Annotated in this window: 18 protein-coding genes; 8 read left to right on the top strand and 10 right to left on the bottom strand. The window is 64.9% G+C overall.

The window, feature by feature from the left end; translation table 11 throughout:
* Window position 1: 1 nt before the first annotated feature.
* Both ureE and VC352_RS11695 read right to left on the bottom strand, forming a co-directional pair.
* Window positions 2–502, bottom strand: a complete 501-nt coding sequence (ureE, locus tag VC352_RS11700) for an urease accessory protein UreE (RefSeq protein ID WP_322979733.1) — start codon at window positions 500–502, stop codon at window positions 2–4.
* 153 nt (window positions 503–655) lie between these two features.
* Window positions 656–1,291, bottom strand: a complete 636-nt coding sequence (locus VC352_RS11695) for a TetR family transcriptional regulator (RefSeq protein ID WP_322979732.1) — start codon at window positions 1,289–1,291, stop codon at window positions 656–658.
* Between the two features lie 147 nt (window positions 1,292–1,438).
* On the opposite strand from VC352_RS11695, the gene VC352_RS11690 reads away from it, so the two are divergent.
* Window positions 1,439–2,518 carry a ferredoxin reductase gene (locus VC352_RS11690; protein ID WP_322979731.1) on the top strand — a complete coding sequence of 360 codons (1,080 nt, stop codon included), beginning with the start codon at window positions 1,439–1,441 and terminating at the stop codon, window positions 2,516–2,518.
* Window positions 2,515–3,597, top strand: a complete 1,083-nt coding sequence (locus tag VC352_RS11685) for a fatty acid desaturase family protein (protein ID WP_416340149.1) — start codon at window positions 2,515–2,517, stop codon at window positions 3,595–3,597. Before VC352_RS11690 ends, VC352_RS11685 begins: the two co-directional genes overlap by 4 nt.
* A gap of 54 nt (window positions 3,598–3,651) precedes the next feature.
* On the opposite strand, the gene VC352_RS11680 is transcribed toward VC352_RS11685, so the two are convergent.
* Entirely contained in the window at window positions 3,652–4,035 is a 384-nt protein-coding gene (locus VC352_RS11680; protein ID WP_322979729.1) for a hypothetical protein, read from the bottom strand.
* A gap of 251 nt (window positions 4,036–4,286) precedes the next feature.
* On the opposite strand from VC352_RS11680, the gene VC352_RS11675 reads away from it, so the two are divergent.
* Window positions 4,287–5,186 (top strand): AEC family transporter, encoded by a 900-nt coding sequence (locus tag VC352_RS11675; RefSeq protein WP_322979728.1) that lies wholly within the window; start codon window positions 4,287–4,289, stop codon window positions 5,184–5,186.
* Between the two features lie 32 nt (window positions 5,187–5,218).
* Here VC352_RS11675 and VC352_RS11670 read toward each other — a convergent pair whose 3' ends face one another.
* From VC352_RS11670 to VC352_RS11640, 7 genes are all read right to left on the bottom strand, one after another.
* Window positions 5,219–5,518 (bottom strand): putative quinol monooxygenase, encoded by a 300-nt coding sequence (locus VC352_RS11670; protein WP_322979727.1) that lies wholly within the window; start codon window positions 5,516–5,518, stop codon window positions 5,219–5,221.
* Complete coding sequence (locus VC352_RS11665; protein ID WP_322979726.1) at window positions 5,515–6,201, bottom strand: type 1 glutamine amidotransferase domain-containing protein; 687 nt, start codon at window positions 6,199–6,201, stop codon at window positions 5,515–5,517. The genes VC352_RS11670 and VC352_RS11665 overlap by 4 nt, the downstream gene beginning before the upstream one ends.
* 74 nt (window positions 6,202–6,275) lie before the next feature.
* The gene (locus VC352_RS11660) at window positions 6,276–6,806 is read right to left on the bottom strand and encodes a hypothetical protein (protein WP_322979725.1); all 531 of its coding nucleotides are present in this window, start codon (window positions 6,804–6,806) and stop codon (window positions 6,276–6,278) included.
* Window positions 6,807–6,952: 146 nt separating this feature from the next.
* Window positions 6,953–8,218: an Hsp70 family protein gene (locus VC352_RS11655; protein ID WP_322979724.1), complete on the bottom strand. Its 1,266-nt coding sequence runs from the start codon at window positions 8,216–8,218 to the stop codon at window positions 6,953–6,955.
* A gap of 139 nt (window positions 8,219–8,357) precedes the next feature.
* Entirely contained in the window at window positions 8,358–9,332 is a 975-nt protein-coding gene (locus VC352_RS11650) for a lysylphosphatidylglycerol synthase transmembrane domain-containing protein (RefSeq protein ID WP_322979723.1), read from the bottom strand.
* Window positions 9,333–9,569: 237 nt separating this feature from the next.
* Window positions 9,570–10,007 carry a YqaA family protein gene (locus VC352_RS11645; protein WP_322979722.1) on the bottom strand — a complete coding sequence of 146 codons (438 nt, stop codon included), beginning with the start codon at window positions 10,005–10,007 and terminating at the stop codon, window positions 9,570–9,572.
* A 20-nt stretch (window positions 10,008–10,027) separates the two neighbouring features.
* The gene (locus VC352_RS11640) at window positions 10,028–10,750 is read right to left on the bottom strand and encodes a VC0807 family protein (protein WP_322979721.1); all 723 of its coding nucleotides are present in this window, start codon (window positions 10,748–10,750) and stop codon (window positions 10,028–10,030) included.
* 229 nt (window positions 10,751–10,979) lie between these two features.
* On the opposite strand from VC352_RS11640, the gene VC352_RS11635 reads away from it, so the two are divergent.
* From VC352_RS11635 to VC352_RS11615, 5 genes are all read left to right on the top strand, one after another.
* Window positions 10,980–11,744, top strand: a complete 765-nt coding sequence (locus VC352_RS11635) for a substrate-binding periplasmic protein (RefSeq protein ID WP_322979720.1) — start codon at window positions 10,980–10,982, stop codon at window positions 11,742–11,744.
* A 63-nt stretch (window positions 11,745–11,807) separates the two neighbouring features.
* On the top strand, window positions 11,808–12,554 hold the full coding sequence (locus tag VC352_RS11630; RefSeq protein ID WP_322979719.1) for a substrate-binding periplasmic protein: 747 nt from the start codon (window positions 11,808–11,810) through the stop codon (window positions 12,552–12,554).
* Between the two features lie 55 nt (window positions 12,555–12,609).
* Entirely contained in the window at window positions 12,610–13,611 is a 1,002-nt protein-coding gene (locus VC352_RS11625) for a type II secretion system F family protein (protein ID WP_322979718.1), read from the top strand.
* Window positions 13,612–13,762: 151 nt separating this feature from the next.
* Window positions 13,763–14,635, top strand: coding sequence for an oxaloacetate decarboxylase (locus VC352_RS11620; protein ID WP_322979717.1), 873 nt, complete (start codon window positions 13,763–13,765; stop codon window positions 14,633–14,635).
* Between the two features lie 69 nt (window positions 14,636–14,704).
* A complete protein-coding gene (locus VC352_RS11615) occupies window positions 14,705–14,971 on the top strand; it encodes a DksA/TraR family C4-type zinc finger protein (protein ID WP_322979716.1) in 267 nt (88 codons plus the stop codon).
* The last annotated feature ends 63 nt before the right edge of the window (window positions 14,972–15,034 follow it).

The following is a 15,034-nucleotide window of genomic DNA, read 5'->3' as shown; positions in this document are numbered from 1 at the left end:
GTCACGTGCGTACGCCGAATTGGTGCAGGCGCGGGCCGTAGTTGAACTCGGCGTCGCCATGGTGCGAATGATGATGGCCGCCGCCGTAGGCGCCTTGCTCCGGCTGGTAAGGCGCTTCGATGGTGTCGACCTGGGCACCGAGCTGTTCGAGCATGGCCTTGAGCACATAGTCGTCGGGCAGGCGCAGCCAGCCATCGCCCAGTTGCAGGGCGACGTGGCGATTGCCCAGGTGGTAGGCGGCGCGCATCAGCTCGAAGGGGCTGGCGCAGGTGACATGCAGCAGCGGCTCGGCCTTGGCGCGCACGCGCACGATGCGGCCGTCGTTGGCCTGCAGATATTCGCCATCGGCCAGGGCGGGTTGGCCGCGTTCGAGGAACAGGCCGACCTCTTCGCCGCTGGTGGTGAAGCAGCGCAGACGACTCTTGCTGCGCGCCTCGAAGGTCAGTTCCAGTTCGGCATCACAGGTGGTCTGTGGTGCGATTCGGGTGTGGATAACCAGCATGTGCATCGATTCCGGGGCAGTGTGCCCGGAAATAGTGCAAGGGCCTTGCCAAGGCTGTGGCACGGCGCATTTTGGCCGTCAGTGGCTGAGTTGGCAGTGTGGTCAGGATTTATTTGGTGCGGATAGCGATTTATTGCACTTATTTGGTGCGATTCATTCGGTCGGCTTGCCCAGGCCCATCCAGTGCTTGCCGCCGATCATGATAAAGCGCAGTTGCTGGATGACCTTGGCCTCGGCGCTCAGGTGCGCGGGGAGGTTGTCGGCGGGCGGGTCGATCAGCTCGGGCAGGGTGGCGAACACGGTCTTGACCACCAGATCCGAGACCACGTCGAGGCCGGCGTCATCCAGCTGCGGCATGCGGTTCATCAGCTTGAGGTCGGCGGCCAGGTCACTGGTGATGCGTTCGCGCAGGGCGGCGATGGCCTGGCGCACGGGGCGCGAACCACCGTATTGCTCGCGGGCGAGGAAGAGGAACTGGCCGTGGTTGCTGGCCACCTCGGAGAGGAAGATACGCACAGAGGCATCGATCATGCCGCGCATCTCGAACTCATGGCGGCGTACCTGACGGATCGCGGCGCGGAAGGTTTCGCCCACCTCCGCCACCAGGGCCAGGCCCAGTTCGTCCATATCGGCGAAATGGCGGTAGAAGCCGGTGGGCACGATACCGGCGACGCGCGTCACTTCTCGCAGGCTCAGGCTGCCGAAGCCGCGCCCGCTCTCCATCAGAGTGAGGGCGGCGTGCATCAGGGCTTGGCGGGTCTGCTGCTTCTGTTCGGCGCGTGGCGTCATGCGGATCGGGTCTTTGAGCGATGCGGCACTCTAGCAAATGCGCCGGGGCAGCGTCGAACCGGGTGGGGCATTTCAGTGAACGAGTGTTGACTCGTTTTGCCAGCGCTGCCAGCATTGTGAACAGTTGTTCACTGAAAAGGCCGTTGCATGCCCATGATTCCGTTTTCCCTCGCGCGCCGCCTGGCGCCCGCCCTGCAACCGCTGCGTTGGCTCTGCGCGCGTGGCTGGCTGCGCGAGGCTGATGTCGATCTGTGTTTGCGCCTGCTGCACCCGGTGCTGCGGCTGCAGCGCGTATTCGCTCAGGTCGAGGCGCGTCGCTGGGTGGCCGAGGACATGCTGGCGCTGACGCTGCGCTGTAATGGCAATCCACAGGGCTGGCGTGCCGGCCAGCATGTGCAGCTCTATCTGCAGCAGGACGGCGTGCGTCATGGGCGCAGCTACAGCCTGACCGCCGTGGGGCGCGATGGGCGTATCGAGTTGGCGATCAAGCGGCAGCCGGGTGGGCGTCTGTCCAACATGTTGCTGGATCGCCTGGCGGTCGGCCAGGTGCTGGAACTGGCGCCGGCCTTTGGCGAGCTGCAATGGCCGGATGACGGGCGTGCGGTGCTGCTGGCTGCTGCCGGCAGTGGTATCACGCCGCTGCTGGGGCTGCTGCGCGACGCCCTGGCGCGTGGCTTCAGCGCGCCGATCACACTGCTGCACCAGGTGCGTCGGCAGGGCCAGCGTGCCTTCGTCGAGGAGCTGCAGGCCTTGGCCGAGCGCCATCGCAATCTGCAGTTGTGCTGGGTCGTCAGTGGTGCGCCGGGCGGACGTATCAGCCGCGAGCAGTTCGACGAGATCGGCGGCGAGCACCTGATCGCCTGCGGCCCACAGGGTTTTGTTGAACAACTGCACGGCTGGTGGACGCGCAGCGGCACGCTGCAGGTGGAGAGTTTCAGCCCGCTGCAGCCGCTCGCCGCCGATGACGTGCGCGACGTGCAACTGCGTTTCGCCCGTAGCGGCCAGCAGGTGCAGGGAAGCAGTCAACTGAGCCTGCTGGAACAGGCCGAGGCCAGTGGTTTACGCCCGGCTCATGGCTGTCGCCAGGGTATCTGCGCCAGTTGTACCTGCACCCTGCTCGGTGGCGTGGTACGGGATCTGCGCAGCGGCGCGTTGTTCGCCGAGCCCAATCAACCCATTCGACTGTGTGTCAGTGCCCCACACGGGGATGTGGAGATCGACCTGTGAACGTCCGTCCTGATCGCGAACTGAGTCCCGCCGAGCTGGAGGCCTTCGGTGCCGAACTGGATGCCCTGCGCCAGCGTACCCTGGCTGACCTGGGGGAGGCCGATGCGCGTTATATCCGCCGTATACGTGGCGCGGTGCGTCTGTGCTGCTGGAGTGGCCGGGTGCTGCTGATGCTCGGCTGGTTCCCGCCGACCTGGCTGCTCGGCACCTTTTTGCTGGGGCTGGGCAAGATCCTCGAGAACATGGAGCTGGGCCATAACGTTATGCATGGCCAGTACGACTGGATGAACGACCCGGAATTTGCCGGGCGCCAGTACGAGTGGGACATCGTCGGCCCTGCGGATTTCTGGCGGCACACGCACAACCACGTGCACCACACCTACACCAACGTGCTGGGCATGGACGACGATGTCGGCTATGGCGTGGTGCGACTGTTCCCCGAGCAGCGCTGGAAGCCTTTTTACCGCTGGCAGCCGCTGTGGGTGACGATCCAGGCGTTGCTGTTCCAGTACGCCGTGGCCATCCAGCACCTGCGCCTGGACAAGCTGATCAAGGGGCGTATCAGCAAGGACGAAGTGCGTCCGCTGGCTCGCCAGTTCGGCGCCAAGCTGGCGCGGCAGTGGGGCAAGGATTATCTGATCTTCCCATTGCTGGCCCTGCTGCTGGGCGCCAACGCCCTGGCCGTGCTGGCGGGCAACGTGGTCGCCAATCTGCTGCGCAACCTGTGGACCTTTCTGGTGATCTTCTGCGGCCATTTCACCGAGAAGGCAGCGGTGTTTTCGCCCGACGTCTTGCAGGGCGAGACACGTGGCCACTGGTACCTGCGCCAGTTACGCGGTTCGAGCAACCTGTCTGGTGGGCCGTTGCTGCATATCCTCACCGGCAACCTCAGCCATCAGATCGAGCATCACCTATTCCCTGATCTGCCCGCACGGCGCTATGCCGAACTGGCTCGTGAGGTGCGCCTGATCGCCGAGCGCTATGGCCAGCACTACAACTGCGGCAGCCTGTGGGGTCAGTTCGCGACGGTGCTGCGGCGGATCTGGATCTACCGTTTGCCACCGGTCGCTACGGTTTGAGCGGAAAGTAAAAGCCCGGCGTCCGCCGGGCTTTGAGAGGAAGGGAACAGACGCTCAGGCGTCGTGAGCGCGCTGTTCGATCAGGCGATCCGAGCCGCCTTCGGCCAGTTGCACGTGCTGTGCGCCTGGAGTGCGCTCGTAGCCACCTTCGGCGACCTGTACGTGCTGTGCGCCCGGCGTGCGTTCGTAACCACCTTCGGCGACCTGTACGTGCTGTGCGCCCGGGGTGCGTTCATAGCCACCTTCGGCGACTTGTGCGTGCCGTGCACCCGGCGTGCGTTCGGAGCCGTTTTCGGCAACGGGCGTCAGCGGTTGGTGTTGGATCTGGCTGTCCTGATGTTCGCCCACCAGCGGGAACGGCGCGCCACTCGGCAGGGCGAATGCGCTGGAGGTCAGCAGGGTAAGGGCAAGGGCGGTGAGGGTCAGTTGAATTTTCATGTCTGTGTCTCCGTCGGGAGTGATAAGTAGCGTCGGAGGCAATTGTCCCGGCCCAGGGCCGGGAGCAGAACTTGACTGGCCTGATAGTGATCATCGATGGTCTCAATACTTGCCCGGCGGCCTCTAGCTCGCTCGTTTCAGCGTTGTCCAGAGTCGTCGCATCGCGCCGCGGGCACGCGTATGCTGGGCGGCTTTTGCGGATTCGCTTCGCTTCACGCCTGTTTGGCATTTCCCCGGAGGCTGGCTCACTCATGCTCGCGGTTCAGGCAATCCTGCCGATCTTCGCCCTGATCGTGCTCGGCTATGTGCTGGGCTGGCGCCAGTGGCTCAATGCTGAATCAGCCGCCGGGCTGGCCAATATCACCTTCAAGCTGTTCATGCCCACGCTGCTGTTCACCGGTATCGCCAAGGCGCACCTGGCCGAAGGTCTATCGCCGATGTTGCTGCTGGGTTACTACCTGCCGGTGTTGCTGGTGTTCGTGCTGGTCAACGCTGTCGCCCACTGGCGGCGCGGCGCGGCTACGCCGCTGGGGCTGGTGGCGGCGTTCTCCAACAACGTGCTGGTGGGCATCCCGCTGGTCACCAGTCTGATGGGGGCGTCCGGGCTGGTATACGTGTTTGCCATCCTGGTGTTCCACAGCCTCACGCTGTTTTCCCTGCAGAGCTTCTATGCGGCCTTCGGCAGCCAGGAGCGGGTCGATGGTCGCGCCCTGCTGAAGAACCTGGCCAACCCGATGATCATCGGTCTGCTGCTGGGGGCCTTGCTCAATCTTTCCGGGCTGGTGGTGCCGGACAGCCTGTGGCGCGCGGTGACCTGGCTGGGCCAGGCTGCCCTGCCTTGTGCACTGATCGTGCTGGGCGCGAGTCTGTCGCGCTATCGTTTGCGCCCGACTGCCGAGGCTTGGGGCGTGGCGCTGGTCAAGCTGCTGCTGTTCCCGGCCTTGGTGTGGACATTGAGTGGCCTGCTGCCAGGCCTCAACGATGCCGCGCGGACGGTGATGGTGCTGCTGGCAGCCTGCCCGAGCGGGGTCAACGTGATGGCGTTTTCCCGCACGGCCGAGGACAACCGCAGCGTCAGTGCGGCGATCTCGCTATCGACGCTGTTGGCGGCAATCAGCCTGCCGGCCTGGATGATGCTGATGGGCTTCTGAGTGCGGGCGTCAGATGACGCCCGCAGGTCGGTTCAAGGGGCCAGATCCAGCGGCAGGCCGACCTTCACCTCGGGTGGGGTGGCCAGCCAGGCGGCGGTGCGCTGGCGGTAGTCGGCGTAATGCGCGCTTTGCCGATGCGCCTCCACCGCTTCGCGATCCACGTACAACTCGTAGAGATCGAAGGTGCCGGGCGCGCCGTCGCGTTCGAACAGGTCGTAGCGCAGGTTGCCGGGCTCGGCGCGGGTGGCGCTGACCATCTGCCGCAGCGCTTGCAGCACCTCGTCGCGGTGTTCGGGCTTGGCCTGGATGCTGGCAAAGATGGCGATGCTCATGCGCGCCCCTCAAGCAGCTTGAGCAGCGCTTCGGCGCTGGCCTCGGAAGAAGCCGGGTTCTGCCCGGTGACCAGCAGGCCATCGACCTCGACATGGCTCTGCCAGTCATCGCCACGGGCATACAGGCCGCCGTTGGCCTTGAGCATGTCCTCGACCAGGAAGGGCACTACATCGGTCAGTTGCACCGCTTCCTCTTCGCTGTTGCTGAAGCCGGTGACGCGTTTGCCAGCGACCAGCGGCTTGCCATCGCTACCCTTGACGTGGCGCAGCACGCCTGGCGCATGGCAGACCGCACCGACCGGCTTGCCGAGCGCCTGGAAGCGTTCGATCAGGGCGATGGAGTCGGTGCTTTCGGCCAGATCCCACAACGGGCCATGGCCGCCGGGGTAGAACAGCGCATCGAAGTCTTCTGCACGCACCTGCGCCAGCGGCAGGGTGTTGGCCAGTTCGCGTTGGGCCTCGGCATCACCGGCGAAGCGCCGAGTGGCGTCGGTTTGTGCGCTCTCGTCATCGCTCTTCGGATCGATGGGCGGCTGCCCGCCCTTGGGCGACGCCAGGGTCAACTGGGCGCCGGCATCCTTGAAGCTGTAATAGGGCGCGGCGAACTCTTCCAGCCAGAAGCCGGTCTTGTGGCCGGTGTCGCCGAGGCGGTCGTGGGAAGTCAGTACCAGCAAAATCTTCATGACGATTTCCTTGCGGTTGTGGCTGATCGAATAGAGCTAGTGACTGCGGCCAGAGACGGGCGTTCCCTCAGGGCTCAGGCATCCGCCTGGGCTTGTGCCGCCTCCAGCGCCGGTGCCGCATAGATGCCCACCTCCACCGCCAGCGCCAGTACCCGAGGCAGGTCGTTGGCATACACCAGCACCGCCTGCAGCTCGTCATCCAGCGGTTCGCTGAAGTCCACCAGCACGTAGCCACCGGTTTCCGGCGACAGTGCCGAGAGTTGCACCTGAATGCGGTTCAGCGCTTTCAGCGGTTCGGTCTTGGCCAGTTGCTTGGCCTTGAGCACGAACTGCACCTGCGGGCCGAAGGATTCGGTGATGCGCTGGAACAGCTCTTCATAGCTGTCGGCCTGGAACAGTACCGTCTCCGGCAGGCTGCCGACCACCACCCACTCGCCCAGCGGGATGGGGAATTCGTCGTCGTAGTTGACGTCCGGGTTGGCGGCGAGGAAGGCGGCTGGGTCGGCATAAGCCTGCGCGGCTTCGTCGGCGATGCGGGCGATCTCGTCGGCGGGCAGGCAGCCGGAGCTTATCTTGGCGATCAGTTCTTCCAGCTGGGCTTTCATCTCGCTATTCCTCGGACATTCAGATGGGTGGCAAGCATAACTCAGGGCCTGTAGTTCGATGCACGGGAGAACAGGTTGGGCTTCTGGCGTAGGAGGGGCTTTAGCCGCGAGCTCTTGTCGCGGCTAAAGCCCCTCCCACAAAAAACTTAGCCGTAGCGTTTCTTGGCTTCGATGGCCAGGCCACTACCAATACTGCCGAAGGTGTTGCCTTCGACGCTGCGCGCGTTGGGCAGCATCGCCGCGACGCTCTGGCGCAGCGCTGGCACGCCGCTGGAGCCGCCGGTGAAGAATAGCGTGTCGACCTGATCGGCCGTGATGCCGGCATCGGCGAGCAACTGCGTGAGGCTGGCGCGGATGCGTTCGAGCAACGGTTCGATGGCGTTCTCGAACAGCGGGCGGGTCAGCTCGGCGACCAGGCCCGGTTCGACGCGCGACAGGTCGATGGGGCGGGCGTCCTGGTCGCTCAGGGTGATCTTGCTGTCTTCCACCTGCATCGCCAGCCAGTGCCCGGCGCGCTGTTCGATCAGGCCGAACAGGCGGTCGATGCCGGTGGCGTCGACGATGTCATAGCGCATGTTCTGCAGGGCGAGCTGGGTCTTCTGCGCGTACAGCGCGTTGATGGTGTGCCAAGTGGCCAGGTTGAGGTGGTAGCTGGTGGGCATGAAGGCGTCGCTCTTCATCCGGCTGCCGTAGCCGAACAGCGGCATCACCCCGGCCAGCGACAGCTGCTTGTCGAAGTCGGTACCGCCGATGTGCACGCCGCCAGTGGCGAGGATGTCGCCCTGGCGTTCGGCCAGGTGATGACGTTCCGGCGCCAGGCGCACCAGAGAGAAGTCCGAGGTACCACCGCCGATGTCGACGATCAGCACCAGTTCCTCGCGGTTCAGATTCGACTCGTAGTCGAAGGCCGCCGCGATGGGCTCGTACTGGAAAGACACGTCCTTGAAACCGAGCTTGTGCGCCACGGCCACCAGGGTGTTCTGTGCTTCCTGGTCGGCCGCCGGGTCGTCATCGACGAAGAACACCGGGCGGCCCAGCACCACCTCCTCGAAGGCGTGGTCGGCCTGTGCTTCAGCACGCTTTTTCAGCTCGCCGATGAAGAAGGCAAGCAGCTCTTTGAATGGCAGAGCGCTGCCCAGCACCGTGGTTTCACTCTTCAGCAGCTTGGAGCCGAGCAGGCTTTTCAGCGAGCGCATCAGGCGCCCTTCGTAGCCTTCCAGGTACTCGTGCAGGGCCAGGCGGCCGTAGACCGGGCGGCGCTCCTCGGTGTTGAAGAAGATCACCGAGGGCAGGGTGATCTTGCCGTCTTCCAAGGGCAGCAGGCTGTCCTGGCCGGGGCGAAACCAGCCGACGGTGGAGTTGGAGGTGCCGAAGTCGATGCCGCAGGCGCGGGCGGGCGTGGAGAAGGACATGATGCAGACAGCCAGAAAAATTACCGGGAAGGGTGACGACGTCGCACGGCGACGACCCGGAGGGTGGCTGCCACAGCGGGCAGGCCACGAAAACGGCCGCGCATTCTATGTCAGCGCTGCCGTCATCGCGAGTCGTGATTCAGGAGGGCAGGTTGGCGTTGTGTCGCCGTTCCTTCCACTGGCTCCACTCGAAGCCCAGCACCACCAGCAGCGACAGGGCGAATGGCAGCAGCAGGTAGAACACGCGGAACACGATCAGCGCGGCGAGCACGTCGGCGGCAGGCACCTCCGGCATCGCGGCGAGGAAGCTCACTTCCAGTACGCCGAGGCCGCCTGGGGCATGCGACAGCAGGGCCAGCGAGAAGGATGCGAGGAATACGCCAAGCACCACCAGATAGCCGGGATGGTTATCGGCAGGCAGGGCGAAGTAGATGATCGCCGCCGCGCAGAGCAGCTCCAGCGGGCCGGCCAGCAACTGGCGACCGACGATGGGCAGGCGCGGGTATTCGATGTGCAGCTTGCCCAGCGTCCAGGGCTTGAACTGGCGCCAGGAACCGAGCACGTAGAGCGCGACGATCACCAGCAGCAGCGAGCCGATGGCGACGGACAGCAGCGGCGTGACGTTCAGCACCCGGTGGATCAGGTCGGGCTGGGCGATCAGTACGCAGCCGCTGGCCAGCATCGTGCCGATGGCGAAGGTGAAGGAGCAGAAGACGATGAGGATGCCGATTTCCTGCGGCGTCAGCCCCTTGCTGCGATAGGCGCGATAGCGCACCACGGCGCCGGAGAACACCGACGCGCCGATGTTGTGGGCCAGGGCGTAGGTGGTGAAGGAGCAGAGCGTGATGAAGCGCCAGGGGATGCGCTTGCCCAGATGCGCGACAGCGATGCGGTCGTACCAGGCCAGCGCCCAGTAGGCGCCCAGCGTGGCGCCGGCGGCGAGCATCCAGTTCATATGGGAGATCGCTTCGATGCTGCCCTGAATCTCGGCGAGGGAGATGTTGCGCAGTTCGCGATAGAGGAGGAACCCGGATAGCACCACCGCGCCAAGACCGATCAGCGTCCAGATCAGATCGCTGCGTTTCAGTTTGGGTTTGGCTTCAACAACGGACACTGCAAATCCTCAATCGATAGGCCCCGAGGCGTTGAACAGGGCCTCGAGCCGCGGCGAGGCTCGATGATGGCAGGCCTTGTGGGCCGATCCTGCTGCGACCGTGCAGGGACTTTGCCTGCGCAGCGCGCTGCGCAGTATCACGGAGGCGCGTCCGTTGCTCAACTGCCTTGCACGATCCGCGCGTAACCACGTATGTCCTTGCGCACTGTAAGGGCTCCTGCTTATCGCGTGCGCGGCTCATATCCAGGCCAGGGTCAGTGCGGCAAGAACTGCATAGCGCATGCCTTTGGCCAGGGTGACGATGAGCAGAAAGCGCCACAGCGGTTCACGCATCACCCCGGCCACCAGAGTGAGAGGATCGCCGATCAGGGGCAGCCAGCTCAGCAGCAGCGACCAACGGCCGCAGCGTGCGAACCAGGCCTGCGCCTGCTGCAGGCGCACGTCACTGACCGGGAACCAGCGCTTGTGCCGATGATGCTCCAGCGAACGCCCCAGCAGCCAGTTGACCCACGAGCCCAGCACGTTGCCCAGCGTGGCTACTGCCAACAAGAGCCAGGTGAGATGGGCGCCGCCAAGCAGCAGCGCCACCAGCACCGCCTCCGACTGCAAAGGCAGCAGGGTGGCGGCGCCGAATGCCGAGAGGAATAGCCCCAGATAAGCGGACGAGAGCAGCATGGGCAGCCCGCGTCAGCGGCTCAGGACTGGCGCTCCTGATTGGCCATGATCTCTTCCAGGCTCAGCCCGGTGAGGCCGTGGATGGTTTTCCACAGGTAGTAGAAGATCGCCATCAGCATGATCATCGAGGGAATGGCGATCATCGGGTAGCTGAGCAGGGTCATGCGGCCCAGTTCGTCGTTGAAGGCCTCGGTGCCCGAGGGGCTGACCACGATCCACTTGGCCAGCACGTAGTTCATCACCGAGGAGAAGAAGAAGGTACCGCTGAGCCAGTAGGTGGCGCGCATCAGGCGTGTCTCGAAATGCTCGACATGGCCGCCTTGCTCCAGGCGCTCGTGGATCTTGTCGACGTTGAGCACCGTCTTGTTGAACAGCAGCGTGCGGATCAGCGGGTAGCGCGTGCGCGTCGACACCAGCACGGCGATGCCGATCAGGCCGGGGATGGTCGCCTCCTTGACCGCCAGCCACTGGGTGTCCAGGTGCAGCAGGCCGATGCCGCCGGTCAGCGCCACGCTGACCAGGCCGAGCAGGGCGATGAAGTTGAATTTGCGGTACTTGATCAGCTCGAACGCGCCCCAGCCCAGCGGGAAGGCGAGGGCCAGCAGCAGGGCGCCATCGGGCCCCAGGCGGTGTTCGCCGCTGAGCTTCATCAGGATGAACGAGGGAATCAGGATGCTGATGGCCAGGTCGATCAGCGGGCGCGGCTTGTGAGTCGGGGTCGAGCTGTCTGTGGTGGAGGTCATGGCGATCGAACAGCGGAATGGGACGCTGATGATCGCCTGAGCGCGCGCGCAGAGCCAGCCCGACCGTCGCTTGGAGTATGAAAAAGTATGAGCGGTGACAGCTTGCAGACAGCCAGGTCGGCCTGCCACGGGCGCTGCAGGCGGGGTGACGGCTCGGCTTGGTCGCCTTAAGATCGGCGTCTGGTGGGTCGTTTTGGTTGTCGGTCACCCACCTGGCCGATGGTGCTCCATGTTCAAGTCCACTGCGTTTTGCCTGCTGCTGTCGTGCCTGAGTCACTCGCTTATGGCGGCTGAGCTGCGCCTGTACACCGAGGAGAACCGACCGTTCGGCTACCTCGAAGCAGGGCGGCCGCAGGGTATGGCGGTGCAGGTGGTCGAGGAACTGGTACGCCGCACCGGCGAGCCCGCGCAGATCGAGCTGGTGCCCTGGACGCGCGGCTATCATCAGGTTCGCCAACAGCGTGATGCCGCGCTGTTTCCCGTGGTGCGCACGGCTCAGCGCGAAGATCAGTTTCAGTGGGTCGGCCCCATCGCCGTCGGGCGTACCGGTTTCTACAGCCGTCGCAGTGATCGCCTGCATGTGCGCAACCTCGACGAGTTGCGCCAGGTCGGCACCCTCGCCGTGCCCAAGCAGTGGTACAGCCACGAGGTGCTGGCGGCCAAGGGGTTGAAGAATCTCTACGGCGTGGCGACGCCGGTCGACATGCTGCGCCTGTTTCGTTATGGCCGGGTGAAGCTGATCGTCGCCAACGACCTGAGTCTCGACGCGATGCTGGCCGAGCAGGGCATGTGCGCCGACGAGCTGCAATGGCAGTTCGACCTGATGCCGACCGCTTCCTATATCGCCTTCTCTGCGCAGATTTCGCCCAAACGAGTCGCGCAGTGGCGGACGCAACTGCAAGCCATGCGTGCCGACGGCACGCTGGAACGCCTGTATCGGCAGTGGTTCCCACAGGCGACGGAAGATGAAGTGGCCGAGCTGCTGGGGCGCTGATCGGCCGGCTCGCCTGCATCCTGTCGAGGCTGCTAGGCTGATATCTGTAGTGGAGGAACTGCCGTGTGGGGACGTCTCGCTGTCGCATTGATCTGTTTGTGGGGGCTGCCCGCGACAGCGCAGTTGCGCCTGTTGACCGAAGACGCCGCGCCGATGAGTTTCCAGCGTGACGGCAAGCTGGACGGCCTCTCGGTGGCGGTGGTACGGGCACTGATCGCGCGTACCGGCGATGACGCGCGGATTGAGCTGATGCCCTGGACGCGGGCCATCCATCTTGCCGAACACCAGGCCGATACCGGGCTGTTCTCCACGGTGCGCACCGCCGAGCGGGAATCGCGCTTTCAATGGGTCGGCCCGATCGTGGTCGGCACCACCAGCTTCTACTCGATGAAAGCCCGTGGGCTGAATATCACCACCCTGGAGCAGGCGGCTGCCAGCGGGCCGCTGGCGGTGCCCAAGCGCTGGTACACCTACGAAGAACTTAGCAACCGCGGCTTCACCAACCTCTATGGCGTACCCAGTTCGCGGCAGATGCTGACCATGCTCAAGTTCGGGCGCGTCAACCTGGTCGCCACCGAGGATCTGACCCTGGCCTACGAGCTGGCAGCGGTCGAACTGCGCCCGGATGACGTGACGGCGCACATCCCCTTCATGCGTTCGGCCTACTACATCGCCTTTTCCAGACGCACCGATCCAGCCCTCGTGGCGCGCTGGCGCCAAGCGCTGGCCGGTATGCACGACGACGGTAGCCTGGGCGAGATTCTGCGCCGCTGGCTGCCCCAGGCCAGCGTGCCGCCGCTGGAGCCGTAGCCGCCCGCGGATCAGGCCGTTACGCTGTATGCCATTGCCTCATCGGATTGCGTCCATGCCTAGCTCTGCAGCCTCGCTCGATCTTCAGCAACGTGCTCGTCTGTTCGAGCATCTGGCGGCCATGGAGCAGGCCGGCGTGCCGATCGCACAGGCGCTGACCAGCCTGACTCTGGAAACGCGGCATGCCGCTCGTCTGCAGCGGCTGCGCCAGCATGTGAGCAGCGGGCGCGACCTGGCGACTTCCGGCCAACTCAGTGGCGTATTCACGCCACTGGAAGTCACCCTGCTGAAAGCCGCGCAGGACGCCGGCAACCTCGCTCATATGCAGGCGCAACTGGCGCAGCGTTATGCCGCCCAGCACCGTCAGGCGCAGGCGCTCAAATCCCGTTTGCTGCTGCCGGCCGGCGTGTTGTTGCTGGCGCTGGTGGTCAAGCCGCTGCCCAATCTGGTCGCCGGTACGCTGAGCCTGTCCGGTTACCTGGCTGCCGTGCTGCTGCCGCTTGTCGCACTGTTCGCCGCCTGGCTGGTGCTGCGCAGTGCCTGGCGTCGTTGGCACCTGCGTCGAGCGCAGCGCCCGGGGCTGCTCGACGATGTGGCGTTGGCGCTGCCGCTGCTCGGGCGCCTGCAGGGCTGGGCGGAACTGCGCAATTTCTGCGACAGCCTCGGCCTGCTGCTGGAGGCCGGCGTGCCGGTGCTCGATGCGCTGCCACGTGCCTGTGACACGCTCGGCAACGCGCGCCTGCGGCGGGAATTCGCCAGGGCAGCGACCCACGTCGCCGCCGGACTGTCCCTGGCCAGGGCGTTCGAGGCGCTGTCCTTCCCGGGCAAGCCGATGCTCATCGCCCTGCTGAGCAGTGCCGAAGCCATCGGTCGCCCAGGCCAGGCACTGCTGTGCTTTGCCCAGTTACAGGGCGAGCAGCTCGCGGCCAGCCAGCAGGCGCTGGCGGTCTGGCTGCCGCGTATCGCCTATCTGGTGGTAGCCATCTGGATGGCCTACGGCCTGCTCACCAGTGGTGGTTTCTTCACCCAACTGCCGGCCGAGCTGGCTGGCCGATAAATTGCTGTAGAAGCAGCATTGGCGCTCAACATGCGCCGAACGCGCAGTACGGGCGAAAGCTTGGCGCAAGTGCCTTGCGCTAGCATTGACCACGTCTACGCGATTACTAAAAAGAGAAAAAAGCGATTCAACCGACTTTGGAATACGCCCCATGCCCATCCTTCAACGTGCATCCCATCATGAGCTGCGCAGCGCCTTTCGGGCCCTGCTGGCTTCCAACCGCTGTTATCACACCGCGTCGGTCTTCGACCCGATGTCGGCCCGCATCGCCGCCGATCTCGACTTCGAGGTCGGCATCCTCGGCGGCTCCGTCGCGTCTCTGCAGGTGCTTGGCGCGCCGGACTTCGCACTGATCACCCTCAGCGAATTCGTCGAGCAGGCTGCGCGCATCGGCCGCGTCGCCCGCTTGCCGGTGATCGCCGATGCTGACCACGGCTACGGTAATGCGCTCAACGTGATGCGCACCGTGGTCGAGCTGGAACGCGCCGGCATCGCTGCGCTGACTATCGAAGACACCCTGCTGCCGGCCCAGTTCGGCCGCAAATCCACTGACCTGATTTCCGTCGAAGAGGGCGTTGGCAAGATCCTCGCGGCGCTGGAAGCACGCGTCGATCCGGATCTGGCGATCATCGCCCGTACCCATGCCGGCGTACTGGAGGTGGACGAAGTGATCCGCCGCACCCGCGCCTACGAGGCTGCCGGTGCTGATGGCATCTGCCTGGTCGGGGTCAAGGATTTCGCCCACCTGGAACAGATCGCCGAAGGCCTCAAGGTGCCGCTGATGCTGGTCACCTACGGCAATCCGGAGCTGCGTGACAACGAGCGCCTGGCGCGCCTGGGCGTGCGCATCGTGGTCAACGGCCACGCCGCCTACTTCGCTGCGATCAAGGCCACCTACGACTGCCTGCGCGAGCAGCGCGGCGCCCAGCCCTGCGACCTCAACGCCACCGAGCTGACGCACAAGTACACCATGCCCGAGGACTACATCGTCTGGGCCAAGGAGTTCATGGAAGTCCGCGAGTAACGACGGGCAGCTCTTGCACTTCGCCTGCGCCGGGCGCATATCTGTCCGGCAAGCAGGAGGAGATCGAGCATGGCAGGTGGTTGGGCAAGCGACGACGCGGTTCAGGAACAGATCGACAGCAGCATCGAGGACGCCATTGCGCGTGCCCGTAGCCAACTGCCGAAAGGCGAGAGCCTGCGTCACTGCGAAGAGTGCGATGCCGTCATTCCCGAGGCGCGTCGCCAGGCCATTCCCGGTGTGCGCCTGTGCGTCAACTGCCAGGCCGAGCATGACCGGGAGAACGCCGCTTTCACGGGGTACAACCGTCGCGGCAGCAAGGACAGCCAACTGCGCTGAGCAAGCGATGCGGCACCTCTCGCCGAGCTGATGGTCTAGTGCTACTAGACCGTGACTCAGGAG

Origin of the sequence: Pseudomonas sp. C11 (assembly GCF_034683865.1) — a bacterium.
Lineage (GTDB): Bacteria > Pseudomonadota > Gammaproteobacteria > Pseudomonadales > Pseudomonadaceae > Aquipseudomonas.
This window is presented reverse-complemented; position numbering and strand designations above follow the sequence as displayed.

Excerpts from the sequence above, each read along its gene's own strand:
- VC352_RS11615 (WP_322979716.1), top strand. The coding sequence starts at position 14,705 with ATGGCAGGTGGTTGGGCAAGCGACGACGCGGTTCAGGAACAGATCGAC.
- VC352_RS11625 (WP_322979718.1), top strand. The coding sequence starts at position 12,610 with ATGCCTAGCTCTGCAGCCTCGCTCGATCTTCAGCAACGTGCTCGTCTG.
- VC352_RS11620 (WP_322979717.1), top strand. The coding sequence starts at position 13,763 with ATGCCCATCCTTCAACGTGCATCCCATCATGAGCTGCGCAGCGCCTTT.
- VC352_RS11655 (WP_322979724.1), bottom strand. The coding sequence starts at position 8,218 with ATGTCCTTCTCCACGCCCGCCCGCGCCTGCGGCATCGACTTCGGCACC.
- VC352_RS11690 (WP_322979731.1), top strand. The coding sequence starts at position 1,439 with ATGCCCATGATTCCGTTTTCCCTCGCGCGCCGCCTGGCGCCCGCCCTG.
- VC352_RS11665 (WP_322979726.1), bottom strand. The coding sequence starts at position 6,201 with ATGAAGATTTTGCTGGTACTGACTTCCCACGACCGCCTCGGCGACACC.
- VC352_RS11660 (WP_322979725.1), bottom strand. The coding sequence starts at position 6,806 with ATGAAAGCCCAGCTGGAAGAACTGATCGCCAAGATAAGCTCCGGCTGC.
- VC352_RS11670 (WP_322979727.1), bottom strand. The coding sequence starts at position 5,518 with ATGAGCATCGCCATCTTTGCCAGCATCCAGGCCAAGCCCGAACACCGC.
- VC352_RS11680 (WP_322979729.1), bottom strand. The coding sequence starts at position 4,035 with ATGAAAATTCAACTGACCCTCACCGCCCTTGCCCTTACCCTGCTGACC.
- VC352_RS11695 (WP_322979732.1), bottom strand. The coding sequence starts at position 1,291 with ATGACGCCACGCGCCGAACAGAAGCAGCAGACCCGCCAAGCCCTGATG.
- ureE (WP_322979733.1), bottom strand. The coding sequence starts at position 502 with ATGCTGGTTATCCACACCCGAATCGCACCACAGACCACCTGTGATGCC.
- VC352_RS11675 (WP_322979728.1), top strand. The coding sequence starts at position 4,287 with ATGCTCGCGGTTCAGGCAATCCTGCCGATCTTCGCCCTGATCGTGCTC.
- VC352_RS11645 (WP_322979722.1), bottom strand. The coding sequence starts at position 10,007 with ATGCTGCTCTCGTCCGCTTATCTGGGGCTATTCCTCTCGGCATTCGGC.
- VC352_RS11640 (WP_322979721.1), bottom strand. The coding sequence starts at position 10,750 with ATGACCTCCACCACAGACAGCTCGACCCCGACTCACAAGCCGCGCCCG.
- VC352_RS11635 (WP_322979720.1), top strand. The coding sequence starts at position 10,980 with ATGTTCAAGTCCACTGCGTTTTGCCTGCTGCTGTCGTGCCTGAGTCAC.